General features: G+C 58.7%; 22 protein-coding genes and 2 pseudogenes. 7 read left to right on the plus strand and 17 right to left on the minus strand.

The genetic code is table 11. The features are described 5' to 3' along the window. Nucleotides 1-63: 63 nt before the first annotated feature. Nucleotides 64-576 carry a hypothetical protein gene (locus GOB85_RS13650; protein ID WP_146891145.1) on the plus strand — a complete coding sequence of 171 codons (513 nt, stop codon included), beginning with the start codon at nt 64-66 and terminating at the stop codon, nt 574-576. Here GOB85_RS13650 and GOB85_RS13655 read toward each other — a convergent pair. The 14 genes from GOB85_RS13655 to GOB85_RS13720 all read right to left on the minus strand — a co-directional run bounded on the left by GOB85_RS13655 (nt 573) and on the right by GOB85_RS13720 (nt 16,352). After that, nucleotides 573-1,079 (minus strand): hypothetical protein, encoded by a 507-nt coding sequence (locus GOB85_RS13655; protein WP_173578041.1) that lies wholly within the window; start codon nt 1,077-1,079, stop codon nt 573-575. The genes GOB85_RS13650 and GOB85_RS13655 overlap by 4 nt on opposite strands. After that, a complete protein-coding gene (locus tag GOB85_RS13660; protein ID WP_146891139.1) occupies nt 1,076-1,465 on the minus strand; it encodes a hypothetical protein in 390 nt (129 codons plus the stop codon). The genes GOB85_RS13655 and GOB85_RS13660 overlap by 4 nt, the downstream gene beginning before the upstream one ends. After that, nucleotides 1,462-1,842 (minus strand): hypothetical protein, encoded by a 381-nt coding sequence (locus GOB85_RS13665; protein ID WP_242011513.1) that lies wholly within the window; start codon nt 1,840-1,842, stop codon nt 1,462-1,464. The genes GOB85_RS13660 and GOB85_RS13665 overlap by 4 nt, the downstream gene beginning before the upstream one ends. 52 nt (nt 1,843-1,894) lie before the next feature. Further along, the gene (locus GOB85_RS13670) at nt 1,895-2,794 is read right to left on the minus strand and encodes an ArdC family protein (protein WP_173578040.1); all 900 of its coding nucleotides are present in this window, start codon (nt 2,792-2,794) and stop codon (nt 1,895-1,897) included. Nucleotides 2,795-2,866: 72 nt separating this feature from the next. After that, nucleotides 2,867-3,010: a hypothetical protein gene (locus GOB85_RS13675; RefSeq protein WP_173578025.1), complete on the minus strand. Its 144-nt coding sequence runs from the start codon at nt 3,008-3,010 to the stop codon at nt 2,867-2,869. 230 nt (nt 3,011-3,240) lie between these two features. Then, on the minus strand, nt 3,241-3,753 hold the full coding sequence (locus GOB85_RS13680) for a DUF3085 domain-containing protein (protein WP_173578039.1): 513 nt from the start codon (nt 3,751-3,753) through the stop codon (nt 3,241-3,243). Nucleotides 3,754-3,855: 102 nt separating this feature from the next. Next, entirely contained in the window at nt 3,856-4,158 is a 303-nt protein-coding gene (locus tag GOB85_RS13685; protein WP_173578038.1) for a DUF5983 family protein, read from the minus strand. A 332-nt stretch (nt 4,159-4,490) separates the two neighbouring features. After that, nucleotides 4,491-4,859, minus strand: coding sequence for a DUF6915 family protein (locus GOB85_RS13690; protein ID WP_082770824.1), 369 nt, complete (start codon nt 4,857-4,859; stop codon nt 4,491-4,493). A gap of 11 nt (nt 4,860-4,870) precedes the next feature. Next, nucleotides 4,871-5,287: a DUF6878 family protein gene (locus tag GOB85_RS13695; RefSeq protein ID WP_146891128.1), complete on the minus strand. Its 417-nt coding sequence runs from the start codon at nt 5,285-5,287 to the stop codon at nt 4,871-4,873. 147 nt (nt 5,288-5,434) lie between these two features. Then, nucleotides 5,435-7,369 carry a ParB/RepB/Spo0J family partition protein gene (locus tag GOB85_RS13700; RefSeq protein WP_173578037.1) on the minus strand — a complete coding sequence of 645 codons (1,935 nt, stop codon included), beginning with the start codon at nt 7,367-7,369 and terminating at the stop codon, nt 5,435-5,437. Between the two features lie 169 nt (nt 7,370-7,538). Continuing rightward, nucleotides 7,539-12,641, minus strand: a complete 5,103-nt coding sequence (locus tag GOB85_RS13705; RefSeq protein WP_173578036.1) for a lactate dehydrogenase — start codon at nt 12,639-12,641, stop codon at nt 7,539-7,541. Nucleotides 12,642-13,527: 886 nt separating this feature from the next. Then, entirely contained in the window at nt 13,528-14,361 is an 834-nt protein-coding gene (locus tag GOB85_RS13710; RefSeq protein WP_173578035.1) for a replication initiator protein A, read from the minus strand. 66 nt (nt 14,362-14,427) lie between these two features. Continuing rightward, nucleotides 14,428-15,330: a ParB/RepB/Spo0J family partition protein gene (locus GOB85_RS13715; RefSeq protein WP_173578034.1), complete on the minus strand. Its 903-nt coding sequence runs from the start codon at nt 15,328-15,330 to the stop codon at nt 14,428-14,430. After that, on the minus strand, nt 15,327-16,352 hold the full coding sequence (locus GOB85_RS13720) for an AAA family ATPase (protein WP_173578033.1): 1,026 nt from the start codon (nt 16,350-16,352) through the stop codon (nt 15,327-15,329). The genes GOB85_RS13715 and GOB85_RS13720 overlap by 4 nt, the downstream gene beginning before the upstream one ends. 328 nt (nt 16,353-16,680) lie before the next feature. On the opposite strand from GOB85_RS13720, the pseudogene GOB85_RS19335 reads away from it, so the two are divergent. From GOB85_RS19335 to GOB85_RS13735, 4 genes and pseudogenes are all read left to right on the plus strand, one after another. Then, nucleotides 16,681-16,983, plus strand: a pseudogene (locus GOB85_RS19335) (transposase); the annotation flags it as partial. 126 nt (nt 16,984-17,109) lie between these two features. Then, nucleotides 17,110-18,182 (plus strand): annotated as a pseudogene (locus GOB85_RS19795) (IS630 family transposase). A 343-nt stretch (nt 18,183-18,525) separates the two neighbouring features. Further along, nucleotides 18,526-19,289 (plus strand): IS5 family transposase gene (locus GOB85_RS13730; RefSeq protein ID WP_173578032.1). Its coding sequence is split into 2 segments (ribosomal slippage): nt 18,526-18,859 and nt 18,859-19,289, totalling 765 coding nucleotides; the frame shifts between segments, so codons are not numbered across the junction. Between the two features lie 76 nt (nt 19,290-19,365). Further along, nucleotides 19,366-20,463: an IS630 family transposase gene (locus GOB85_RS13735; RefSeq protein WP_173578031.1), complete on the plus strand. Its 1,098-nt coding sequence runs from the start codon at nt 19,366-19,368 to the stop codon at nt 20,461-20,463. Here GOB85_RS13735 and GOB85_RS13740 read toward each other — a convergent pair. From GOB85_RS13740 to GOB85_RS13750, 3 genes are read right to left on the minus strand one after another with little or no spacing between them, the layout of a single operon-like run. Next, complete coding sequence (locus GOB85_RS13740) at nt 20,446-21,417, minus strand: BsuBI/PstI family type II restriction endonuclease (RefSeq protein WP_173578030.1); 972 nt, start codon at nt 21,415-21,417, stop codon at nt 20,446-20,448. The genes GOB85_RS13735 and GOB85_RS13740 overlap by 18 nt on opposite strands. Next, nucleotides 21,414-22,895: an Eco57I restriction-modification methylase domain-containing protein gene (locus GOB85_RS13745; protein WP_173578029.1), complete on the minus strand. Its 1,482-nt coding sequence runs from the start codon at nt 22,893-22,895 to the stop codon at nt 21,414-21,416. Before GOB85_RS13745 ends, GOB85_RS13740 begins: the two co-directional genes overlap by 4 nt. Beyond that, nucleotides 22,879-23,475, minus strand: coding sequence for a recombinase family protein (locus tag GOB85_RS13750; protein ID WP_173578028.1), 597 nt, complete (start codon nt 23,473-23,475; stop codon nt 22,879-22,881). Before GOB85_RS13750 ends, GOB85_RS13745 begins: the two co-directional genes overlap by 17 nt. A 273-nt stretch (nt 23,476-23,748) precedes the next feature. On the opposite strand from GOB85_RS13750, the gene GOB85_RS19340 reads away from it, so the two are divergent. Then, the gene (locus GOB85_RS19340; protein ID WP_173578027.1) at nt 23,749-24,228 is read left to right on the plus strand and encodes a hypothetical protein; all 480 of its coding nucleotides are present in this window, start codon (nt 23,749-23,751) and stop codon (nt 24,226-24,228) included. After that, complete coding sequence (locus GOB85_RS13760) at nt 24,221-24,454, plus strand: SMC-Scp complex subunit ScpB (protein WP_173578026.1); 234 nt, start codon at nt 24,221-24,223, stop codon at nt 24,452-24,454. The genes GOB85_RS19340 and GOB85_RS13760 overlap by 8 nt, the downstream gene beginning before the upstream one ends. Nucleotides 24,455-24,522: the final 68 nt, after the last annotated feature.

The raw sequence follows: 24,522 nt of genomic DNA on the forward strand, positions 1-24,522 counted from the left end.
TTTTCGCTTGTACCGCCCGATTCCGCGTACTAGACTCTCCTGACGAGAGAACGGGAGTTCAACATGGCTGTGATTACTGTCCTGGACGGCCACATCACCCTGAAAGCCGATTTTCATCCGGAGCTGGCCACACAGGCGCGGCGTTATCGGGGACGCTTTATGGGAAAAGAGACCGGCTGGTCCTTCAGGCACGAGCACGAGGAGGCGGTGCGGAATGTCTGCCGCACACTCTACGGCGTGGATGGCACGCCGGAAGCGTGGGGCGATCGCTGCAACGTGCAGATCGAGGTCAACGAGCAGAACATCCGCACACCGTTGTGGCGACAGTTCAACGCCGACATTTATGTCGCGGGCCGGCACGTAGCCGGTGTCTTCGGCCCGCGTCACGTTCTCCGGACAGGCAAGGGCGTGAAGTTCCTGCGCGGCGGTCCGTGCTGTGTTCTTCAGCGCGGCGCCTATGAGATGGACGTGCCGTCCGGCACCCTGCTTGAAATCCGTAATTATCCCCGTGCGGCACTCGACTTTCTGGCCCGGTGCCTCGAAGGTCACGGTTCATGGACCGTGGCGCGGGGCTAGAACAGCCCCAGCTGCACGGCTGGTGCGGCCGCGACCGGGGATACCGGCGCCACGCCGTGCTTCGCCATCAGGCGGGCCAGTTCCGCCTTCTCGCGCGCATCCTGATCTTCCCGGGCACGGCTCGCCCATGCCTCGACCAGAAGGTTCTCACGGACACGCTGGCCGATTTCCCGCTCTACGTCCGACCAGACAAAGCCGGGATCTCCCCAGCAGGGATGTCGCGCAATCTGATCAAGGAAATCCCGTCGTGTCGCGGCGCTGTCGAACCATGTCTGAGCGAAGCCGTGCCGGTCATAATGAGCAATGAAGCCGAACATATTGCTCACACGCTTGTGCAGCGACGCCGTGAATTTCCCGGCAGGCATTCCCTCGGCGATGAACCGCAGCATGGCGTTACCCAGCTTCGCTTTTTCCTCGACCGTCGTCCATCTGGTCGGTTTCAGGAAAGCCGGATCGAGCGGCGGCGTGCGGATCCGCTCGCACAGGATCGGCACGCCGCTCATGTGACCGGGCTCCGGTTCCGATACCTGTTATGGAAACGGCTTACGTCCGGCAGATCCGGATATGTGCCGGGACCATTCCCTTCCAGTACCATCTGTTCGAGCAACCTCACGCTGAGATGTGTCCTGCGCCCGTCCCGAAGACTGCGCATCACCGCAAGGTCTGATCGTCCGCTGATGTAACGGTCTTCCCACAGACCCGTCTGGGGATGGCGCGCGGCCGCAGCCTGTGTGCCATTCAGGAATGCCTCCACGATCCAGCGTGAAGCGCGCTCCGGCCGGCCACGCTGGGGAGCCGGCAAATAGAAAATGGCGCCGACGGGCACGGTTCCCACCCGGAGAGGATTGTCGCTTCCCTGGAACGGTGACGTGTAATACTGCCGGTTCATGCCGCTTCTCCTTTTGTCTCAGAGCCTTTGTTCGCGCCGGACGCAGGACCGTTCAGGGCAAGCGCCTCGGCAGCGTCGCTCTCCACGGTCACGATCCATTTGTCCGTTCCGAGCGCACCGCTGCGATATGCGGTATCGAACCCGCGTGGTTTGCGGTCGCCCCGGCGGATATGCACGCCGATGGAGAACGACCGCCCGGGATGGTCAGTGGCGATCCTGTCGCCATAAAGCGTCACCGCCTTCGTGAGATCTGCCAGCGTACGGGCTTCGGTCATTCCCCGGTTTCCGAGGTGATCCATGGGCAGAGCGACCAGCACTTTGCCGGTGCCGGAAAGCCTGCGCACGGCAGGGGTCGCAATCAGAGCAAAGACAGGCATGACAGACTCCATCTGTAAAACACCCGTATCGGGCATGTGTTTTGGAAAACTCTCAGGCGGCGGCGGCCACGTCCCCGATGGGCTGACGGCGCGTCGATGTGTTGAAAATGTATTCGGCGGCGGCCGACGCGGCGCTTGCGGCGGTGAAAATCGCGCGTTTGTCCGCCTTCAGAAGGTCCAGCCAGCTTCCAATGTAATCCGAGTGACGGACGGTCGGCTCGATCTGCAGTTCCGCGCACACGAACGCTGACACCATCTCGGCGACCAGTTCCTCGGCGGCATAGGCGCGGTCTCCGAACCGTTTTCCGAATGTGCGGGCCAGCCGTTTTTCCGAGCCCGTCCAGTGTCCGATCTCGTGAAAGATCGTGCGATACCAATCGATTTGTGCAAAATAGTTCTGCTGGGGCGGGACACGGATATAGTCCGGCTCAGGCGCATAAAACGCCTTATCGCCTCCCACCCGGATGTCTGCCCCGGTGTCGCGCATGAGCGCTTCTGCCTGCGGCACAATCTCACGCTCGGGCAACGGTGTGGGCGCCGCCCCCATGCCTTCCGGCAGGTTCTCGCACTGGTCCACATTGAACACCGTAAACCGCTTCAGGAACGGAATCGTCCGGGGATCGTCAGACCCTGCTTCCGACTTCGGCGTGAAACGGTCGGCGTAGAAAACCGTCGTTCCTTTCTCTCCTTTTCTGACATTTCCGCCCTCGGCCAGCGCCTGCCGGAACGTCAGCCATTTCTGCGTGGAGAAGCCCTGCATCTCCACCGAACCCCACAACATCAGAATATTGATTCCGGAATAGGCACGGCCCGTCGTCGCGTTCCGGGGCAGGGCGACGCCGCAGTTCGAGCGGCCCCACGGGCACACCCACGGCACGGTGCCATTCTCAAGCTCGCGGATGATCCGGTCTGTCACGGTCTGATGGATGTCGGTGCGTTCGGTTCTGGCCATGATCTGTCTCCAAAAAATGCAAAAGCCGCCCCAAAGGACGGCCATTCTCTGCTGCAGATGGGCGGACGGGTTTCACCCGAGATCGAGCACCCCGGTCGTGGGATCCAGGAACAGGTCCGGAAGCACGAGAGCGACGACCAGGGCGAGCGTCCAGAGGAGCACGAGCGCGAGAAACCTGATGATTTCCACCGCGGGATGGGGTTGGGGTGGAGACACGGTGCGGTCCTGAGCCATTGTCCAGATCCTTTTTTCTGGCGTTTCTGACCCTTTCCGGCGACCGCAGGGCAGACTGACGGGCAAGGGCGCCGCGCAGCGGCGGGATCGGCCTGGCCCGCAGCGAAGCGAGGACACATGCCGACCCACCCCTTGCGCGGCAGGCTGAACTGTGGTGCCGATCCCCTTTTCCGTTTCCTTCCCTTCCTTTCCTGGATTTTCCCCTTCTTTTCTTATCGCGAAGGCCCCTTCCCTTTCGTGCGTGACGGGCCGGCACGGGGCTTTTTTGGCGGTGCAAGGAAGGGGCATCGGATCTGTGTCGGGGACACGTCGATCCAGAAGCGACCGCGCGCGGTCGCCTCAAGCGCCTTGCGGATAGTCTCGGCAGACAGGAATTCCGCGCCATCATCCCCGCCAAAAGACGCACGTTTCACGTCATACCAGTCCTCGGAAGAGGCTTGCGGATCCGCCTCTCTGGCGTAGGCGACAAGGTTCACCTCGCCGTTGTCGCCAGGGAGACCCGGATGACCATTCGACATCAGATAGATCCCCTGGTCGCCCACCAGCATGAGACCAGCAGGGATCTTCGTCCGGTCAATATCCTCGTATGCGGGATGTCGGGTCTTCACCCCGGGCCGGAGACAGGCGGGATCATAGAGCTGATCCAGCGTTGGCGTATGTTCGCTCGCGGCGTCGGCGTGGGCGAGCAGCCGCGTCACCAGGGCATGGTCGAAATGCAGTTTCATAATCGTCTTCCTTCTGTGTTCCTCCTGTGAGGACACAAAAAAAGCGGGACACTCTCGTGTCCCGCCCTTTCGTATTACAGGCCATGGTCTTGGTATTGCCGGTCATTCCCCTTCATCATCAAAGAACTGGTACGCCTCTTCTACCGCACCGTCTGAATCAAACATGACGTAATCACATCCGTTACTTGCCGCATCTTCAAGAATTCGGCGAAGGCTGGCAGAACCCGGCCAGTCCGGCGAACAGCGGCGTTCACCCACCCACACGAACCAGCCATGAGGACCGGAGAGACAGGACAGGCCGGTTGCACCGCCTGATTGTGCATAAGCCTCCAGCAACTCCCGATCTGACTTCGGCAGATGGCCGGTGCTGAGATCCATGAAACGTCTGATATGGGCATTCATCATGGAACTGTGCCTTTCTGTTCACGTCGCACTTTCGGGCGGACGGAAAAAAGAGGTGGTCAGGCAGACTGCGATACCGCTATAATTGTGTTGCTGCCTGACGGGATTTGAAACAGGTGTGGCCAAAATGGACACACCTGGAACCGGGGTAGGCTTCGCTAAAAATCAGTCCGTTAGGCGGCCCTTTCGGAAGTCATGTTTCATAGACGTTCCATATCGCTGAAACGTATCAGGATGGCTCTCGCCGCAGGGTGCCCGGTAGCTGAAGAGACTCTCCTCAGCGACCGACTGGCGCATGAAGCTTGTAATCAGCCTCTGTGCTTTCCCGGTATTTTCTATTTTGTGTGGTTATTTGCCCACTCTTCTGCGAGATGAGCTAACGATTGCGGATTACCCATCCAGCGCTCGGGTCTGATGGATCGCGCCCAGTCAGCAAAAGAAGGAATTCGCCCGTGATCTTCGAGAACGTGTTGCTCGGCAATCAGCCTGACAGGAACAATTCTGCCGTCTGAATTCGTAATCACGACGCCGAACTGTGCCTCGCAGGCGAAACATCCCTCTGCATGATGACGAAGCGCCCTATGCCGCATGTCGCCGATAAGCACCTTCGACCAGTCAAACCAGTCGTGAATGGGTTGGTAATCCTCTGGTCGACCACCCCATTTTCGGACGGAAGAGAGAGCGTGATGATATGGATGTGCCACGGCAGACCTCGTCAATAGAGGGATGTCGAATAGTTACGTTCGACGACGTAATCATAATGTTCAAGGGTAATCACCCTGGTCTCCACATCCCAGGTTACTTCGCCTCCTCCACCTTCGTTGTTTTCCCAGCCGCCGTGATCAATGGCGACTATTCCCATAGAGGTATTTTCGATGACTTCTTTGATCTGAACTGTTTTTTTCTCGGGAGTATTATTCCCCCACACGAGATCCTGGACAACCACCTCTTTCTCAACGGAGCAGTCTGCTGGCAGGATACTGAAATCCTCAATTCCCCCGCTGTCACCGCTACCTTCGTACACAACGGTTACACTTGTAACGCCAAGTTCCTGAAGGGCGTCGAACACGACTTCCCGATTTTCGGAAATCACCTTTCTTTCGGCTTTTTCGTAGTCCTGGTAAGAAGACATAATAACCTCACAGGTTTTATTTGGTGTATCATGTGTGTTTCGCAAGCATCTCGTAAGCAGTAGCCAGACCGACCATCTTCTTCATTTCCAAGACCCGCGCGAGCCTGCCTGCCGTCCAGATGCGACTGAAGAGTCTTTCCTTGGGGTTCACCGGATCGCGATGAACTCGACATGTGATCTCAGGAACTCATCCGGCGTCTGCGGCGGTGGAAGCGGGTTCTCCTCCTCCTCGTCGTCAGGATCACCCTCCCCTTCCTCTTCTGCCGCGCGCCGCGAAGGCCCGACCTCATCATCGTCCTGAGCAATCTCCTGCTCAGGTTCGGCCGTCTCCGCAACAGCCATCGCACTGCCATCCGTGACTGCGTCGTCGCCGTGCTCCGTTTCGTCTTCATCGGCGTCCTCCAGATCGTCGTCGCTGGCTTCGGGTGGCGGTGGACTGAGGGCTTCCTGAAACGAGGCGTTCAGCTTCGCGACATCGAGCCCGAACCGGGCCTCGGGATGGACCCAGACCCCCTGCCCCACCCGGTCCATCAGCGCTTTGCGCATCTCCTTGCCCGTGTTGCGCGGCAGAATGCCCTCGGCCTGAACCACCTTCGTGATGCCCGGCTTGCTGAGCGTCTTCAGGAAGTCCTCATCGGCCATGGTGGGGAGCCGGGCGTCGGCATTGACGATATGGCCGGCCAGCACGCTCCATTCGCCGCTGTTCGTGCTATTCTTCTCGCAGGAGAGCACGGCTTTCAGCACGCGGATCGCCGCCCCGCGCAACAGGGTCTCGTCCAGCGCCAGTTCCCCGTCCTGAAACAGTCCGGCAGCCGCTACCAGCCTCTGCGAGGGCCGGCGCTGCGGATACCACGCGCCCGCATCTCCATCGACCCGGACGTTCTGCGCGTTGAAGGCCGCGATCAGCAGCCCGACCAGCGTCCACGGGTCGGCGCCCTCCTGCATCCCGTCCAGCGCCGCGTGCAGGGCCTGTGTCCGGAAGCTGCCGATCATGTCATGTCCGCGCCCGGAAATATCCGCCCGCTCCTTCGGCACGTCGGGCAGAGAGTCAATCACGGCGGACGGCGTGATCCGGTTCGCGGCCGGGCTGTCGGCGAGAATGCACCAGCCACTTTCGACCTTCAGCCTGTGATTGAGCCAGAAGCACTTCGTCGCCCCTTCCCGCTCCCAGTAAATCCGGGCGCTTCCATCCTCGAACAGGGGCTCGCCATCCTCGTCGCTCTGCACGATCACTGCGTCTTCGGGTGTGCTCTGGCTCAGCCACTGGCGCTGCGCCTTCTCATAGGCGATCCCGTCCTCGGTGTAGCGGCCGTCCTTGCCGGCCTCACCGAACAGATCCTCCTGCCAGACGATCCTGCAGTTTTTCGCGATGGCATCGTCAAAGGACGCATCGGATGCATAAAAACGATCCTGTCGCAGCGCCGAGGCAATCCGGCTCCAGTCGGGTTCGGCCGCCCCCGGCTGCCACGATCCGTCCGGCAGCCGCACCCGGTCTCCCTCGCAGGCCTCGACGTCTTCGGGGGGCTCCGTGCCGACCGGAAACCCGAAATAGCGCCAGACCTGTTCCTGCAGGCCTTTCGAGGCCAGCGCGATACTGGCCAGCTCACGGCTCTCCGGCCCTTTTCCGGCCTCGATCCAGGCGAGAATGTCCGGCAGGACCGATGACAGCCGGCTGATCTGTTTCAGCTGCACCGGCGTCAGCATCAGCGCCTTGCAGATCGCGGTGTCGTTCCACTGCTTTTCCGCCCGGAGCGAGGAGATGACCCGCCACTGTTCCACCTGTGTCATTGGCTGGCGGATCATGTTTTCCGACGCCGCGCGCATCCGGTCCAGTTCCTCGTCATCGCCCGCCACGACCACCTGAATCGTCTTCAGCCCGGCCTTCACGGCGGCGCGACGGCGACGATGGCCGGCAACGATCATCAGGCCATCCGGGGTGTCCCGGACCAGAGGCGGATGGATGATCCCGACCGCCTTGACGTTCAGCGCCAGCTGCCGGTCTTCCGTCTCGTTCGGGACTGCGGTGCGGGGATTTTCGGGATTGTCGAGCAGCGTCTTCGGATCGACTTCGCGCAGTTCCATGGTTTCCACTCCTGTTTTCAGGACTCTTTCCTGATGCTTTTCCGGCAGGCAGCGCCGGACAGGCGGGGCAAGGGCGCCGCGTAGCGGCGGGATCGGCATGGCCCGCAGCGAAGCGAGGACACATGCCGACCCACCCCTTGCGGCGGCTGGCCGGAGATGGCAGCCGCTCTCAGGCTGCCGTCTCTTCCTTTTCCTTGTCCTGACCGTCATCATTCGCCGCCTCCTCTTCGGTCGAGGTGGCGGCGAGATCGTCTTCCAGCGCTTTCAGTTCGGCGCGCTTTTCATCGAGCATCGGCTGTTCAGCGAAGGGCAGACCCAGCCGGGACTGGTAGGACGGCAGGCGACGCTCTGCTTCCTCCCGCGTCCTGATGGCGTCGCGCAGCGCATCATCAAGCCGCAGCAGCGCGTGCTCGATGCGCGAAACCAGCCCGAGACCTTTCGTGTCCTCTTCGATCGTGACGGTGATGCGGCCCGACCGCGCTTCGAGGAACAGCGTCACATCGACGGTGCGCTTGTCGGAGCGCCGGATCCAGCCCGGTTCGGCCTCGCATACGACAGCGAAGCCCCCGATCTGTCCGAGAGTCCACTTCCCTTCCTCGCCATTCTTCGCCGCCATCCGCACCTGGGACAGGAGCCACGATCCGGCCTTCTCGCGCTCCGTCACATTGCCTTTCTCACGACACAGCGCGAAGGCCTCGCCTCTGGTGGGCTGGCGGACAGCAAGATCCGCCTCGATCAGCGGGATCAGACGGTCGGCGCCGGCAATCTCGCGCTCAGCCCGTTCAATGGCGCGCTTCACCGCAAACTGATCATCGTAATGAGCAGCCGCCAGCCGCTCCAGCCGCGCCAGATCGGCTTCCAGCCCGGCTTTCTGCATCAGGCGCGCATCGCCCGAGGCCAGAGCCTTGGCCATGGCGAACTGGTTGCCCCCTTCCCCGCCAATGTCCTCGATCCGGCGGATGGACCGGTCGCCCGACATGGCGAGGCCGATGAAACGCTGCTTGCGCTCCAGAAGCTGCCAGTTTGTCGCATCAACGGACCCCTGCCGGGCATAGGCGTACAGCTCGATTTCCTCGTGCTGATTGCCCTGCCGCTCGATCCGGCCCTCGCGCTGGATGATGTCCGAGACCAGCCACGGCACATCGAGATGATGCAGGGCTTTCAGCCGCTGCTGGGCATTGACGCCCGTGCCCATGGTCGCGGTCGAGCCGATCAGGATCCGCTTGCGTCCCGCATTGAGGTCGCCGAACAGCTTCTGCTTCGCAGCGCTCTTTTTGTAGTGCTGCATGAACGCTATTTCCGCGCGCGGCACGCCCATGCGGATCAGCTCGTCACGGATCCAGGTGTAGGCCGAGAAGCCCCGCGTCTCCATCGCGCTCTCGGTGCCGAGGTCGGAGAAGATCATCTGCACCGCGCCCGGCAGATCACAGGGCCGGCCGGTCTCCGGATCGGTGTAGCGGTTGTCCGTCGTTTCCTGCCAGATCCGGAACACGTTCCCGATCATCAGGTTCAGCTTCGAGCTGTCATCATTGGCGGCCAGCGGCGCCACGAACCGCAGATCGATCGACGCATGACGGGCGTCGGTGATGACGGACAGAAGGATGTCATCGCCCTTCTGTGGCCGGCCCTCACGCGCCTCGATGGCGTCGATCCGCGCCGCGAGCGTCTTCTGATACGCCCGGAAGTTGTCGTTCGTCGGGGCGACAATGATCTCGCGCCGGCCTCCCCGGATCGCCGGCAGTTTCACATACTGGCGCAGGTCATCCTGCTGAACGACATCAGCGAAGTCGCGATACATCGCCATCAGATCGGCGACATTCACAAACTCTGTGAAACGTGTGACCGGCTTGTAAAGGCCGCTCGGCTGCAGCTCCAGTTCGGTGCGGGTTTCGCCGAAATTCGCCGCCCAGGCATCGAACTCATGCAGGAAGCGCTTCTGCAGGGCTTCGAGATCCATATAGCGGCTGACCGTCCACATCTCGGCCAGTGTGTTCGTGATCGGCGAACCGGACGCCATGATCAGAGGCCGTTCCGGATTCTTCGCTGCCAGATAGCGGGTTTTCACGAACAGATCCCACGCCCGCTGTGATCCGTTCGGATCGACGCCTTTCAGGTCGGACTGGTTGGTGGCGAAGCTCAGCTTGCGGAACTGCTGTGCCTCATCGACAAGAATCTGATCGATACCAATTTCGCCCAGATGCAGAAGGTCGTCCTTGTGGCCGGAGAGGCCTTCCAGCTTCGCCTGCATCTTCTCCTTCATGCTCTCGATCCGCTTGCGCGAGAGCCGGTCATCCGCATCGACGCTTTCCAGCACTTCCTCGAAGGAGGCGATCTGCTCCTCGATCATCCGGCGCTCGAAATCCCCCTCGACCGGAATGAATTTGAACGCATCATGCGTGATGATGATCGCGTCCCAGTTGCCGGTCGCGGCCCGGGCGAGGAAACGCTGCCGCTTCGCCTTCACGAAGTTGGTCTCATCGGCGACAAGGATCCGCGCCGTCGGGTAGAGCATCAGGAACTCGCGCGCCATCTGCGCAAGACAGTGACCGGGCACGGCGATCATCGCCTTGCTGATCAGGCCGAGACGCTTCTGCTCCATGACGGCGGCGACCATCGAGAACGTCTTTCCCGAGCCGACGGCGTGGGCGATATACGTGCCGCCAGCCGCGATGATCCGCCAGATCACCCGCTTCTGGTGGCTGCGCAGGCTGATCGTGGTGCTGGCGCCGGGCAGGCGGAGATGGGAGCCGTCGAACTCCCGCGCCACGAGGTTGTTGTAGGTATCGTTATACAGCCGGACCAGCCGCTCCGCCCGCTCGCCGTCCTGCCAGACCCATGTCTCGAAAGCACGCCTGATCGCCGCTAGTTTTTCCTTTGCGGCTTCCGTTTCCTTCGTGTTCAGCTCGCGGTGCTCATTGCCGTCACCGTCGCGCCAGACGTCCCAGATCTTCGGTGACGCCTGGGTTAGCGCGTCTTCCAGCAGCTCGCCCGCATGACGGCGTTCCGTCCCCCAGACAGAGGTGGCCTCGGCCTTGCCCAGGAAGCCCCGCTTCTCCACCGTCCAGCACGCTACGGCGGCGGAATGATGGATCGTGGTTTCCACCCCCAGAACCTCGGCGGTAAAGGCGACGATGTCGCTGACCGGCAGCCAGGGGGCTCCGAGGCGCGCCGTGATTTCGGACGGGCGCAGATCGGCTGGCTGTACGGCTTCCAGCGCCGTCACATTGCGGGCGTAGCGGGGGTCGGCCCGGGCCGCATCGCGGGCCTGCTCCAGTTTTGTGCGCACCGCGCCCGAGAGCATCTCATCCGCCGTGACCCAGACATCACGCCCGTCCGTGCTGCGCTCCGGGTCGAGATACACCGCCTCGCCAAGGGCCGCGACGACATCGCCTTCGGGCTGTCCCAGCAGCTCGGCGATGCGCGGCATCTCCACGCCGCCCGTTTCATGCAGGCACACCGCCAGGGCATCGTGCGCGGAATGGATCTCCGGCTCGACCGGGGCGTGGATCACCCGCTCCGAGAAGATCGGTCCCATCCGGCCCTTCTGTGTCGCCTCGTCATACTCTTCGATCGAGGAGACCAGCCAGACATCCGGGTCGTCATAGAACGGCGTCAGGTTCGGGCGCCGCTGGGTCTCGTTCTCCACCCCGGTTTCCGGATCGACGCGGACGGTCACGTTCGTCAGGTTGATCGGACCGTACTGCCGGACAAAGCTGAGATAAGCCCGCTTCAGCTCACCCTGCAGGCGGCCATAAGGCAGGTTTTCCATCTGTGCCCGCAGGACCGCCCGGGCGGCATCGCGGATCGGCACGAGAGCGGAGATGATGCGGGCGTGCTTCTGGAAAATGCCCTCCTTCTGCTCGCCTTTTCTGATCGGGACCGTCACCGCCTGTCCGTCCGCAATCTGCTGCAGGACGCCCCTGGTGACGAAATACGAGCCTTCCTTCAGGAGGGCGCCGTCCGCTGCGGTGCCGACCAGAACGTCGGATCCTGCCGGCCTGACGATGCGCTGCTCCGCCGGGGCCGGGAACCGCACATCCTGCCCGATCCGGGCCAGAGCCGTGGGCAGCACAGCATCGGGGGCGAGCCCGTCCGCCGCCTCGCAGGTGTAATCCGGGCCGAACTGTGTCGTGGTCCAGCCATGACGGCCCGCCACCTGTTCCGGACGGTCGAGGAAATAGCGGCTGATCACCAGCGGTCCGTTGCCCTGGTTGCTCCCGGGCACCTCGCCGGTTTCCAGCCAGTTCTCATCTCCGGGCAGATCGCCGATCCCGCGTTTGCGGAACACGAGCACATCAATGACCACATCGGTGCCGGCGTCGTTCCGCATCGTGCCGGCAGGCAGGCGCACCGCCCCCACGAGGTCAGCCATCTCCGCGATTGTGCGGCGGGCGGTGCTGTCGGTCTTGTCCAGCGTGTAGCGCGAGGTCACGAACATCGCGACGCCGCCCGGACGCAGCGCCTCGACGGAGCGGGCAATGAAATAGTCATGCAGGCTCAGTCCGAGGCGGGTCAGGCCTTCCGGTCCGCGCACGGTGCGATTGGAAAACGGCGGATTGCCAATGGCGAGATCGTATCCGGCCGCCAGCTTCGCCGTGGTGAAATCCTCGCTGCGGATCCACTGGTTCGGATAGAGTCTGCGCGCGATCCGCGCCGTGATCGGATCATTCTCGATTCCGGTGAAGGCGATCCGGCCTTCAAGGTTTTCCGGGCGGGCGGCAATGAAGAGGCCGCTTCCACAGCCCGGTTCCAGCACGGAACCGCCTCTGAAGCCCATGCGCAGCGCCGTATCCCACAGGGCACGCACGATCGTTTCGGGCGTGAAATGCGCATACTGCGTGGCGCGTTTGAGCCCTGCCCGCTCCGCGTCCGTAGTCGTGGCCAGCAGGCTCGCCCCGATCTCCTCCCATCCGGTCTTAAAGCCATCCTGGCCGGGCGGGAACAGATTGTTCGCCAGGTCCCCTGCCCCGAAGCCGATAAACCGTGACAGCACGACCTGTTCAGCGGCCGTGGCGTTGCGGTCTTCCTCTTCGAGTTCTCTGAGCAGGGCGATGGCCAGCACGTTGTCGCGGGCGCGCTGCCGCCAACCGTCTGCGAGGCCGCGTGTGCCGCAGAGACGGAAGTCGGTCTGAGGAATGGCGAGCGAGGCAACGGGTACGGACGAGGCGGGGACGGGAGATGTTCCCTCTTCTCCTTCGAGTTCGCCCCAGAAGAGATCGCTCTGCGGATCGCCGAGTGCGGTTGTGCCAAAAAGGCTGAGCTGGAGTGACATGACCGGGCTCCGTACAAACGCCGGCGCCCGGCCCTGCTCGCGCAGGCCGGGGGATTGCCGGGTTCAGGTTTTCAGGGTGTCAGGAAAGGCTTTTTCTCTTTCCTTCAGCCTTCATCGCGACCGGGTCGGATGGGGGGGCGCAAGGGAGCCGCGCAGCGGCGGCACCGCATCCCGCGCACAGACGGCGAAGCCGGCGAGCACGGGGAGGAGCCACCCCTTGCGGCACGCCAGCGGATCTGGTCGCGAGTTTTTTGGAATACAAGTATTTATTTTTTTAATATTCGGATGCTACGTGGACGTTTTATGTTTTGTCCAAGAGAGACTATAATAATAGATATTATGTGAACTTCTTTATAATGCAATTTCTATGATTTTTCTTGATTAAATACTTATATTTATTTTTTTGTAACCTAAATTATGACCATTTTCAGAGTTGAGGAGGAGTTATCCTCAGAAGGCGGGTTAAAGAGTTATTTTAAGTTGTTAAAAGGTTATAGGGTGAAATAACTATTATATATCATGTGCTTATGGGATGATTTTGTGCGTGATATTCCGAAGACGCGTGCGTGATGTTCCGATGGTTTTTGTGCGTGATATTCCGTTTGTCTGTGCGCGATATTCTGACTGAATGTGCGCGATGTTCCGTTTTGTGGAAAGCGTCCTGTGGATAACTACCAAGCGAGTCGGCTATTGCACCGCTGAAGATCCAAGCGAGGTCGAGTTTATCTTGCGACGTGCAAGGAAAATCGGGGGTGGTGTTCATTTTATGCTTCGTGGGAAGATAGAAATCGGAACATCGCGCACACAAGTATGCGTGGCTGAGCACCGGCCAATTAACTGACGATTAAGGATTACGGGCTGGAAAGATCGGAACATCGCGCACGCATCAGCCTGGAATGAAGGTGTGATCACTTTCTCGATGTTCGAATATGACGACTGGCCTTCCGCCCCGTGGTCCGACTTCTAGAGATAATGTATAATCGGGAATAACGTCGTTCTGGATTATTTTTAGAAGATCTCGTTTAAAAAAACGCAGTTCGCGGGAAGTTCCTATTTTTTTCGCGAGCTTTTCAAGGCTAATTCGCCAAATATCTTGGTTGCCAAGATGTTTGCGCCCGATTTCATATAATCGGCGACCAAGCCCACTCTCCAGATCAAAATATGTCGGATTAATTGTCAGTACACGTCGCTCTTTAACGAGAGCGCGAAACATCCAGTCATTCAGGGTGATCTCGATCGCGGCCATAATTTTTCGACCAGTTGATGTTTTTCGCTCCACGACACGCCAAGTTTCGATCCAACCGAACCCTCGCCGGTCTCTTTCGTCGGCCGATTCAATTGAGGTCATGATATTGGTTGAACGAAGTCGGAACAGGGCATCCAATAATAGTTCGTAGCTACGTTTCCCGGTTCCGCGGCCGGTGACGCGAAGAAGGTCGTGAGCAGCGAAGCGAACGGTGTGGTCAACATCCATCCCGCGTTCAATTCGTTCGTTAATCAGTGAGACAACGTAGAGGAGAACATCCTTATCCCAAATAGTGGCCAGTCCCTTTGGGCCTGGCTCGATCGTGATTTGCGTCCTGCCGTCGTCATAAATTAGGGGCTCCATTCGGGGCTGTTTTTGGATACTGAAAAATGGAAACTCCATAAGCGCCCGATCATCCTTCAAAGGAGCTCCTACGAGAGAGTCGACGAATAGATCGGCTTCATCTCCGGCCATGGCTTACGAACTCCTGTCGAATGTGCGCGAAGTTCCGAATAGTAAGAGAGAGAGAAGAGGGAATGGTCAACGATTCTCTTCCTCGTCTGAACCAAGGCTTGCATCGAGCATTTGGTCAATTTCAGCCCTGAGCATTTGGAGGCGAGTGCGATCGAGCGGACTAAGGTCTACATGCTGAGCGCGAACCTGGCTTAGACGACGAGCCATTTTTTCGACAGCTCCGAATGTGAAACCCCGTATTTTGCCCGTTTGCTGTTCGGGACCAGAGACCCCATCGTTTTTTCCAAAACGAATAGCTTTGACTGTCAACTGCCCCGATTTCGCTTGTTCGATCAGTTCGTTGCGCCGGTCCGGGTCTTGGATACGCGCAAGTTCGACTAGCGCGTTCCTTGCTACAGCATGTTCTGATGCAAGTTCATTTAATATTTCCGGTGGAAGCGTAAGAATTTTAAGAATTGCACTGACTTCGCCACGACTTTTTCCGAGAGCTTCTGCCGCTTGCGTCTGCGACCATCCTTTTTGTGTGATCAGACGATCGATGGCTGTGGCTTCTTCCTGTGGATTTAAATCCACTCTCTGGAGATTTTCCAGAAGCGATGCGATTTCTGGGTCACCGTCGTGCTCAATAGCAAGAAGCGTATTCCAGCCGAGGGATTTTGCGGCGCGCCAACGGCGCTCACCTGCGACGATTACCCATTTAGGGCGTGTGCTACCCGGCGCTGCCTGTCTGACAAGGATAGGTTGAAGCTGTCCTTCAGCACCCATGGTTTCGGCTAGTTTGGTAATTGCCTCCTGATCGAATGTTTTCCTGGGCTGTTCGGAGTCCGGGGCAGTATTGCCAACCTCAGCTTCGAATGTATGCCGAAATCGACCCCCTTGGCGGATAAAATCACTGCTCGCTTCGGAAACAAGACCAGCTGCAACGCCAAGAATTGGTGACGGAATCTTCGACTTTCGCTTGGTCGTCATGACGATGCCTCTTCCAGATTTTCGGTTTCAGCTAGGGGTAGATCTGATCTTGTCTGAAGCGCCTTTGCGAGATTTAGGTAAGGAAGAGTGGCATTTGCTGAAGGTGAGGCCTCTAGAGCGATACGACCCGCACGGGCAGCATGGCCATAGACGGCACTGACTGGAACGGGTTGTAAAACGGGCGCCCGGTCTTTCATCATCAGACACAAATGCTGGAGTACTTCACGGTCTACCGATTTTCTGGAACTGTATTGAGTTGGAAGAATTCCTGATAATCTCAGGCTTGGATTGAGACGACGTTGGATCTTTCCGATGGTTCCAATAATAAGCCCCACCCCCATAGTGTCGTAGGGCTCTGTCCGAACAGGTACAATCGCTTCATCTGCAGCTGCTAAGCTCATCCATGTGAGCATTCCTAGATTGGGGGGGGCATCGATTACGATCCAGTCGTAGTCCGCTCGAACTGGGTCCAGCGCTTCACGGAGCGCTGCGTCGAAGCCAGGCTCTCGCTTCCCGTCGGTTTCGGCTAAATCAATATGACTTGCTATGAAGTCGAAGGGCAAATTCCGTCCATCAGGTAGAACACTTGCGGGAACAAGGACATCTGCAACTGTTTTTCCACCTAATATCAGGTGGGCTGTAGTTTTCCCCTGATGGTATAAATCAGCATTTGCTCCAGCTAAAAGTCCAGCTGTCGCGGTTGCTTGAGGATCCATGTCGATTAGCAGAACACGAGCACCGAGAGACGAAAATGCATAAGCGAGATTAAGGGAGGATGTGGTTTTTCCTACTCCACCCTTTTGATTTGCCAAGACAAGGACTCGTGCTGATTCCTGAATTGCGCCGGTCATATTCTCGACTGTGTCAGCGACGTCGTCAGGAATTGGTTCTTTATCGTTCTCCCAACGGCTTATTTTGGGTTTATCATAACTTCTACCCAGCCGACGATTGAGCTCGTCTTTCAGTTCGCCTTGGCTCAATCGTAGACTCAGGCGGCTATTACGAAATGCTGGGCCGTTCACGTCCGTTCCTCCATATAATTTAATGCACCTCACTCAACTGCATCAACATCAACAATGATGGTTGATGTTGTCTCCCTAGATAGTTCAATGTCAAGTCTCAGCGTAATAATAGCGTGTGAGCGGTCAAACAAACGCTCACGAGGCCAGAGCGCAGAACGCACCCAATAAATTGAATGTTCTGACGTCAGAACATGACCCGACTGCAAAAAGCTTTCACGCTGTTGGCTCATCACATCGATTTAGCGGGCTCTTGGTGTGGGGTCCGCTTCAGCATCCAATAAGCAGGTGCAGTGATTTAAAGGCCGAAAATTCAGACAGCGTAATGTGAACGGCATTGAGGGTGGCGGCTTCTGCATGTGCTTCCCTTGACGGCCTGACGGGCAATGAGACGCGCAAGACGAGAAGGGTGTGTGCCTAAGCGGCAGGCGATCCGGGTCCGTGGCTGCAACAAGTGCTTCCCAGTCGTGGCGGATGGGAAGCCGATACCCTTCATGATGTCGTCTGGAACTACGTGACTGAGCACTGAAGATAGCGTTCTGGTCACTGACGAGACCGGTTCTGAAGAAAAGCCGTGCTTCGTGCGGTGTAGGCCGGCAAGATCATGAACTGTCAGGTCGGGGTGTTTGCGGCCTGCCCGGCGCTGTCCTCGATGATGATCGGGCGGAGCATTGCCGCTGGTGTGCCATTTCGCTAGTCACCTGAAACTGAAATAAGCACCATTATATGATGTTCCTGTCGCATTAACGGGAGCAGAACGATGGCGGGGCGGCGAGCCGATCGGGTGGTATTGAGCGTGGAGGCCCGGACTTTTCTTGAAGCACAGGTCCGGCGTCATAAGGCGCCGCGGTCGCTGTCTGATCGGTGCCGGATGGTCCTGCTCTGCGCCGATTGCTTGCAAAGGAAGGAAGTTGCCGCACGTCTGGGCGTGCACGAACACACGGTCGGCAAGTGGTGACGGCGGTTTCGTCGCGAGTGGCGTTGAAGGTCTGACCGACAAATATCGTGCAGGGAGTTCCCGAACCGTATCGGACGCTCAACTCGCCAGGGTGATCGAGCGTACACTGAATTCGACGCCCAGGGACGCGACCGACTGGTCGATCCGCTCCATGGCTGCCCGGACAGGCCTGCCGCACACGACCATCCGCCGGATATAGAACGCCTTCGGTCTGCCGCCGCATCGCACCAAGACTTTCGAATTGTCGACTGACCCTTTGTTTGTCGAAAAGGTTCAGAATATCGTCGGTCTCTACATGGCACCACCAAACCGCGCGATCGTGCTGTGCGTCGACGAGAAGTCGCAGCTCCAGGCGCTGGATCGCGAGCAACCGGTCCTGCCCATGGTGCCCGGTATGCCGGAACGGTACGACGTCGCTGTTCGCAGCCCTCGATATCGCGACGGGTGCGGTGATCGGCAAATACTACAAACGCCATCGCGCCAAGGAGTTTCCGGATTTTTTGAAGCGTATCGATACCGAGATCCCGGACGGTCTGGACGTCCATCTGGTGATAGACAACTACGCCACGCACAAAACCCCTACGATCAGGGCTTGGCTGGCCCGTCGGCCGCATTGGCATGTTCACTTCACGCCCACGTCGGCTTCCTGGATCAATCAGGTGGAGCGCTGGCTCGCTGAACTGAAGCGCAAGCAACTCCAGCGCGGCGTGCATCGGTCAACAACCCCACTCCGAGCCGACATCACAACTTTTTTCGACGCACATAATGAAAATCCAAGGCCGTATCGGTGGGTCAAATCAGCCAACCTGATCCTCACTTTGGTGAAACGCTTTTGTCACAAGACAATGAACCGAACTTTAGATTCAGGTGACTAGTAGCGATACGTGAGGAGAAGAAGGAGCTTATAAGGTCCTCCAGTGTAACGTTCAGCCGTCGCCGTGGTCGGTTACTAACACCTAAACGCGGATCTGCATGTTCTGACGTCAGAACATGCAGTAGGTTCAGGATCGAGTACGGCCTTCACTTGCAATGTGCAACTTCCTCCTGTCCGCCCCTACCTCGTTGACCTCTATCATTCTATCGCTGGGGGAACAAAAAGGTGATTTTTTGGGAATGCCCGACTGTGCCAATCCATCCCGAACTAGGTTCAGGACCTGTTAATTGATTGAACTGAGCGTGTTGTTGTGATTCACAGGTTTCCCGATGGAGGGTGAGCCAGTGAGTGATGTGTTTTTGCTGTCTGAACGCCAGATGGAACGGATCAGGCCGTTTTTTCCACTGGCACATGGGGTTCCCCGTGTGGATGACCGTCGCGTTCTGAGTGGGATCGTTTATGTGATCCGCAACGGGCTTCAGTGGAAAGACGCACCGAAAGCGTATGGCCCCCACAAGACGTTATACAATCGCTTTATCCGGTGGAGCCGCCTTGGTGTCTTTGACCGGATCTTCGTCGCGCTGACAGAACAGGTGGGTCGTTCGAAGCGCCTGATGATCGATGCGACGCACCTCAAAGCACACAGAACAGCAGCGTCTCTGCTCAAAAAGGGACTTTTCCCCGCCATATCGGACGCACAAAGGGCGGACTGAACTCAAAATTGCATGCTATGTGCGACGGCGAGGGGCATCCTGTTCGTCTTCATCTGACAGCGGGCCAGGTGAGTGACTTTAAAGGCGCAGACATTCTTCTGAGCGATCTTCCTGATGAGACAGAAGAACTCATCGGAGACCGGGGATACGACAGTAATAAAATCAGGCAGTCTCTCACAGACCGGAATATCACCGCCTGTATCCCGCCGAAGAAAAACCGAAAATCAAAGCCATCTTACGACTGGCATCTGTATAAAAAGCGTCACCTCATCGAAAACATGTTCGCAAAGCTCAAAGACTGGCGACGCGTCGCCACCAGATACGACCGCTGTGCTCATACCTTCATGTCCGCAATCCATATCGCAGCAACCTTCATCTTCTATCTCAAAGAATGAGTCCTGAGCCTAGTCACCTGGAACTGAAATAAACATCATTATATGATGCTCTTGTCGCAACGACGGGAGCAGAACGATGGCGGGACGACAGGCGGATCAGGTGGTGCTGAGCCCGCAGGCTCGGACCTTTCTTGAAGGGCGGGTCCGGCGTCACAAGGCGCCTCGGTCGTTGTCGGATCGCTGCCGGATGGTTCTGCTCTGCGCCGATGGCTTGCAGAGCAGGGAAGTCGCTGCACGTCTGGGCGTGCATGAGCATACCGTCGGCAAATGGCGGCGGCGGTTTGTCGAGGATGGCATCGAAGGCCTGACCGACGAATATCGCGCCGGCCGGCCCCGAACGGTGTCGGATGCGCAAGTTGCGCAGGTCATCGAACGCACGCTGAACACAACGCCCAGGGACGCGACCCACTGGTCGATCCTCTCCATGACCGCCGGGACCGGCCTGTCGCATACGACCATTCGCCGGATCTGGAGCGCCTTCGGTCTGCAGCCGCATCGGGCCGAAACCTTCAGATTGTCGACGGACCCGCTGTTTGTTGACAAGGTTCGGGATATTGTCGGTCTTTACATGTCGCCGCCGAACCGCGCGATCGTGCTGTGCGTCGACGAGAAATCCCAGATCCAGGCGCTGGACCGCGAGCAGCCGGTCCTGCCCATGGCACCGGGCGTGCCGGAACGACGCACCCATACCTATCTCCGGAACGGCACGACGTCGCTGTTTGCAGCCCTCGACATCGCGACGGGTGCGGTGATCGGCAAATGCTACAAACGTCACCGTGCCACAGAATTTCTGGACTTCCTGAAGCGTATCGACGCTGAGACCCCTGATGACCTGGATGTTCATCTCGTGATGGACAACTACGCCACGCATAAAACGCCCACGATCAAAACATGGCTCGCGCGCCGCGCGCATTGGCATGTTCACTTCACGCCCACGTCGGCTTCCTGGATCAATCAGGTGGAGCGCTGGTTTGCCGAACTGACGCGTAAGCAACTTCAGCGCGGCGTGCATCGGTCCACAGATGAACTCGAAGCCGACATCATAACCTTTATCGACGCACATAACGAAAATCCCAGGCCGTATCGATGGGTCAAATCAGCCGACCAGATCCTCGCCTCTGTGAAACGCTTTTGTCACAAGACAATGAACCGAACTTCAGTTCCAGGTGACTAGGTTTTCAACCGGATACGGCCCAAGAAATCGTACACCATTGAAATGGATCAAATGCGAGGGCGCATCGGCCACCCAAACTTCTGATTCCCACGCCATCTCACTGAGATAGCGCCCCATAATAGAACGGTTTGGAAATGCAGTTACATAAACCAATCCAGCCGTCGATCCCGCAAACAGTTTGGCAAGCTCAGCATGACGCTTTCCATCGACTGGCCCATGGCTGGTGACAGACTCGACCAATAACAGCCAATTCTTTTGCGTGAAGTGCAACACCACATCAGGCATCTTGCCGTGTGAATCCACATCGACACCAAGGTCAGCCAGCAGAGGAGCATCGAAGTAGCCCCATTTATCGCCTGTGTCGCCCACATAGACAAGCGTGCTACCCGGCGCAAAACGTGGGCCAAAGTCCTCGACAATGGCTCGGATCAACTCGCTATGCTCGCCGGGGCTGAGGGTGATTTTCTTGCCGGGTGCAATCTCGACTGGGATGCGGTTTTGCTCGCGCTCCTTCGCGTAGCGGGCAACCAGCGTTTCTCGCTCGGCCAAATAGGCAGTCAAGCTGTCGTGCCACGCCGGTGCACCGAAGGTGCGCAGCAAGGCCAGTGCTGCTGGCTCGATCTGATAGACGGCCTTCGGGCTATTCACCGGACGGTCGGGTTTGTCCGGGTTGTAAAGGGCGATACCTGCGTCGCAGAACTGATGCATCGTCTGTCGGCGGAACGTTTCACGGGTATTCGGCGCATACTCCTTCCCGTAGTTTTTTCTCACCCAATCCATGATTGGTGTGATGCCTACAAGCGGGTTCTGAGCCTTAGCCCATGCCTTGCCCGGCGTTAGATTCAACAAAGCCAGAAGCGAAAGCGCGGAGCGCTCGTTCTGTTGTGCCCTCGGCAGGCCAAGAGCAATAATGATCTGTTGTGCCGCTTCGATGTTATCGGTCTTATCACTCATGCAGTCAGTGTTCCTAGCTTGGCGTCGATCTGGCCTTGCGTCGGTTTTGCATGCTGCATGACCCACTCGCCAAGCTCGATCAGGCTCTCACGGCTCGGATATTTCATCAGCTTGAGGTCAGTCGCATTAACCTGTGTGTGGCCATTAAAACGCCGAAAATTTTCATCAACTGCGGTCGTATTTAAGAATACAGCCAGCCCACGGGCCAGTGCCTCGGACAATCCGTGCCGGTTCTCATGGAACACGTTCAGGTGGTTCTCGAAGCCCAACATGGGCATGCCACCGAATACACCCGGCTCGACCACGCTCGCCACAATCCTGCGCTTTTCCTCCTTGGATGAGAAGCGGCGCACAACACAATAGAACCCGCTAGGGTACAGCCACTTCTCGGTATCTGCATTACGTTCGATAGCGTTGGGCTTTTTCATGCCCTCGATAGGCCATGTGGTGCCAGTGCTGCTGAAATGGCCGGGATACAACAAGGGAACAGTGCCCTTCTTCGGCATATCCCGCAGATATTGTTTCAGCCGGAAATCAACCACCGGCCCGGTCGATACTTTAATGCCCAGGTCGCTCAACGTGCAGCGGATCGCCGGGGACAGCTCAATGGTATTCTTTTCTGGTGACGTGGGAACATGAATAAAACGCTCCGGGTCATCGGGAAACACGATCCGGTCGAACTGGTGTGTATGGGTTACAAGGTCGGAAAAGGTATCATCCGTCGAAGTTGAAACGGTCACTGCCCCCTGCAGGCCTCCCCGCTCCAATCGGACAATAATGTTCTCTTGCAGAACCTCGTCATCCTTAAATGCTTTGCTGCGCGAATCGAACAGGTGCATGTGGCGGATTGCTGCGCGTTCAAGGATGAAATCGCGGAAGGGCCGGTAATATGGCCCATTGCAGAAGCTACGCGGGATGATGGCCACGATTTGACCTCCCGGTGCAGCCTGAGTCACAGCCAGCGCCACGAAGGCGCTATATAAGTTCACCGTCTCGATGCCGACGCGACGCAGGGCCAATCGGTGCGAGGAATTGCTGTTGATCTTTTTGTAGGGCGGATTGAGGATGGCGTGCGTGTAGCCCGAAGGCTGCTTCGCCGTGAACAGGTCATCGGCAGTCACCAGTTCAATATAATCACCCGCAATGATCCGGGGCACTACGCCTCGGTATCCAGCCAAATGTTGCGCGAGGTGGCCGCGCAAGTGGTCATCAATTTCGTAGGCCGTTGCTTCCACAGCATCGAAACCGAAACCTCCAGCCGTCCAACGGTCGAGAAAGGCGCACGATAGCGCACCAACACCCGCACCCGCATCCAGCAACCGGCAAGTCTTTATGCGGCTTTCTGGGAACAGGGACGCCATGAAACGGGCCACACTCGAAGGCGTCAAAAACTGCCCGAACTCAGCCTTGTGCTTCTGTGCGATGCCCGGTGCAACCGTGCGACGCACTGTGTCTGCAGTGTCAAGCTGTTGCAGCATTCCCGCTCCTCGGCATTCTCGGCGATATGACGCCGACGTGTTTGTATAGGGTAGTGCGGGACACGCCATAGCGGCGAGCCACGTCCGCCACCTGAATATCAGGATCGCGCAGCAACGCTTTAATCTCACGCACCTGCTGATCGTCCAGTTTTGGCTTCCGACCTCCAGCCCTGCCCCTAGCTCGCGCGGAAGCAAGACCGACCTGCGTTCGCTCTCGGATCAAGCTTCTCTCGAACTCCGCCAGCGCTACAAATACGTGAAAGACCAACTTGCCCGCTGCGCTGCCGGTCTCGATCTTCTCGGCCAAACTCTCGAAGCCCACACCTTGCTGCTCAAGATCAGCCACGATCTGAACGAGATCGGGCAAACTGCGGCCAAGCCGATCCAACCGCCAGACGACGAGGGTATCCCCAGCCCGCAGCGCCTTCCGGCACTGCTCAAGCTCCGGGCGGGCGGCGTTCTTGCCGCTGGCGGCTTCCTCATAAATCACACCGCACCGAGCCTGAGTGAGAGCATCCCGCTGTAGATCTAGATGCTGATCGTCTATGGACGCGCGAGCGTATCCTATGCGTTGATTCATTGACGTAACCAGAACATTGAAAACCTGACGGGTATATTAACACTCGTGAACTGATTCAGCTACCCCAGAGATGCTGCTCCAGAAGTGTCTGGAAAACCACCGTTTAATGGACATTCGAAGGACATTTCCAGACTGTCCGCTATGCGGAAATCAAATCGCTATGTCGCGTGTCTGGCATGAGGCGATAGCAGCCCCGCGCTCCGGCCTCTCTCTGCGTTTCTGTCCGCACTATGCTATGAGAACAAAAGGTGACATTTTTCAGGACGCCAGGCTGTGCCGATCCGGCCGGAACTCAGGAAACTCTACCCGCCCGACTGGCCGCAGATCAGCCGGTCTGTGCGCTTTGAGCGGGCGCAGGGACGCTGCCAGAGGTGCGGCCGTCCGCACGGGCAGCAGGTCCGGGCGGTGGCTGCGGGCCGCTGGTTCGACGCGGACATCGGACACTGGCGCGATGCCAGAGGCCGGGCGACACGCTGTCCCGACCTGATCGAACAGATCGGGGTGCGCGAGACCCGGGTGGTGCTGGCGGCGGCGCATCTGGACCACGACCCGCGCAACAACCGGTGGCGCAATCTGCGCGCCCTGTGTCAGCGCTGTCATCTGGCGCATGACCGGGTCTGGCACGCACGGCAGCGCCGGCTGACCTGGAACTCCCGTTCGGCGCTGGGGGATCTGTTCGAAGGTCCGTACCGCCCCGGCATCCTCGGGATCGCGGCCGGACAGGCCCGCGCCGGGACCGTGACGGATGGATGATCCCTCTCTTCCGCTGGTCCGGCTGGCGGAGGCCCTGCTGTTTCGCAGCAGCGGTCCGATGTCGCAGACCGCTCTCGCCCGGGCGCTGGGACAGGACGTGGATGTCGTGGCCATCATGGCCCGGGTGGGAGAGCGGACAGCGGGGCTGGGCTTCGAACTGGTGCCGGCCGGGGACGGCTGGATGGGGTCACGACACGAAAGTGTACTTTACGTACGCTTAGAGTGAACCCAACAAGAACGTTGAGGCTGTTCTGCTGAGAGTTCGATAGACAGTTGGCCGAGAAATAGAAAACA

It is taken from the genome of Acetobacter fallax (assembly GCF_011516735.1).
GTDB classification, from domain to species: Bacteria; Pseudomonadota; Alphaproteobacteria; order Acetobacterales; family Acetobacteraceae; genus Acetobacter; species Acetobacter fallax.

What these genes read in the sequence shown, in the direction of transcription:
- GOB85_RS13745 (WP_173578029.1), bottom strand. Translation starts at nt 22,895, where the DNA reads ATGCTGCAACAGCTTGACACTGCAGACACAGTGCGTCGCACGGTTGCA.
- GOB85_RS13695 (WP_146891128.1), bottom strand. Translation starts at nt 5,287, where the DNA reads ATGTCTTCTTACCAGGACTACGAAAAAGCCGAAAGAAAGGTGATTTCC.
- GOB85_RS13660 (WP_146891139.1), bottom strand. Translation starts at nt 1,465, where the DNA reads ATGAACCGGCAGTATTACACGTCACCGTTCCAGGGAAGCGACAATCCT.
- GOB85_RS13680 (WP_173578039.1), bottom strand. Translation starts at nt 3,753, where the DNA reads ATGAAACTGCATTTCGACCATGCCCTGGTGACGCGGCTGCTCGCCCAC.
- GOB85_RS13715 (WP_173578034.1), bottom strand. Translation starts at nt 15,330, where the DNA reads ATGACGACCAAGCGAAAGTCGAAGATTCCGTCACCAATTCTTGGCGTT.
- GOB85_RS13705 (WP_173578036.1), bottom strand. Translation starts at nt 12,641, where the DNA reads ATGTCACTCCAGCTCAGCCTTTTTGGCACAACCGCACTCGGCGATCCG.
- GOB85_RS13670 (WP_173578040.1), bottom strand. Translation starts at nt 2,794, where the DNA reads ATGGCCAGAACCGAACGCACCGACATCCATCAGACCGTGACAGACCGG.
- GOB85_RS13685 (WP_173578038.1), bottom strand. Translation starts at nt 4,158, where the DNA reads ATGATGAATGCCCATATCAGACGTTTCATGGATCTCAGCACCGGCCAT.
- GOB85_RS13740 (WP_173578030.1), bottom strand. Translation starts at nt 21,417, where the DNA reads ATGAGTGATAAGACCGATAACATCGAAGCGGCACAACAGATCATTATT.
- GOB85_RS13700 (WP_173578037.1), bottom strand. Translation starts at nt 7,369, where the DNA reads ATGGAACTGCGCGAAGTCGATCCGAAGACGCTGCTCGACAATCCCGAA.
- GOB85_RS13760 (WP_173578026.1), top strand. Translation starts at nt 24,221, where the DNA reads ATGGATGATCCCTCTCTTCCGCTGGTCCGGCTGGCGGAGGCCCTGCTG.
- GOB85_RS13710 (WP_173578035.1), bottom strand. Translation starts at nt 14,361, where the DNA reads ATGGCCGGAGATGAAGCCGATCTATTCGTCGACTCTCTCGTAGGAGCT.
- GOB85_RS13655 (WP_173578041.1), bottom strand. Translation starts at nt 1,079, where the DNA reads ATGAGCGGCGTGCCGATCCTGTGCGAGCGGATCCGCACGCCGCCGCTC.
- GOB85_RS13650 (WP_146891145.1), top strand. Translation starts at nt 64, where the DNA reads ATGGCTGTGATTACTGTCCTGGACGGCCACATCACCCTGAAAGCCGAT.
- GOB85_RS13735 (WP_173578031.1), top strand. Translation starts at nt 19,366, where the DNA reads ATGGCGGGACGACAGGCGGATCAGGTGGTGCTGAGCCCGCAGGCTCGG.
- GOB85_RS13750 (WP_173578028.1), bottom strand. Translation starts at nt 23,475, where the DNA reads ATGAATCAACGCATAGGATACGCTCGCGCGTCCATAGACGATCAGCAT.
- GOB85_RS13665 (WP_242011513.1), bottom strand. Translation starts at nt 1,842, where the DNA reads ATGCCTGTCTTTGCTCTGATTGCGACCCCTGCCGTGCGCAGGCTTTCC.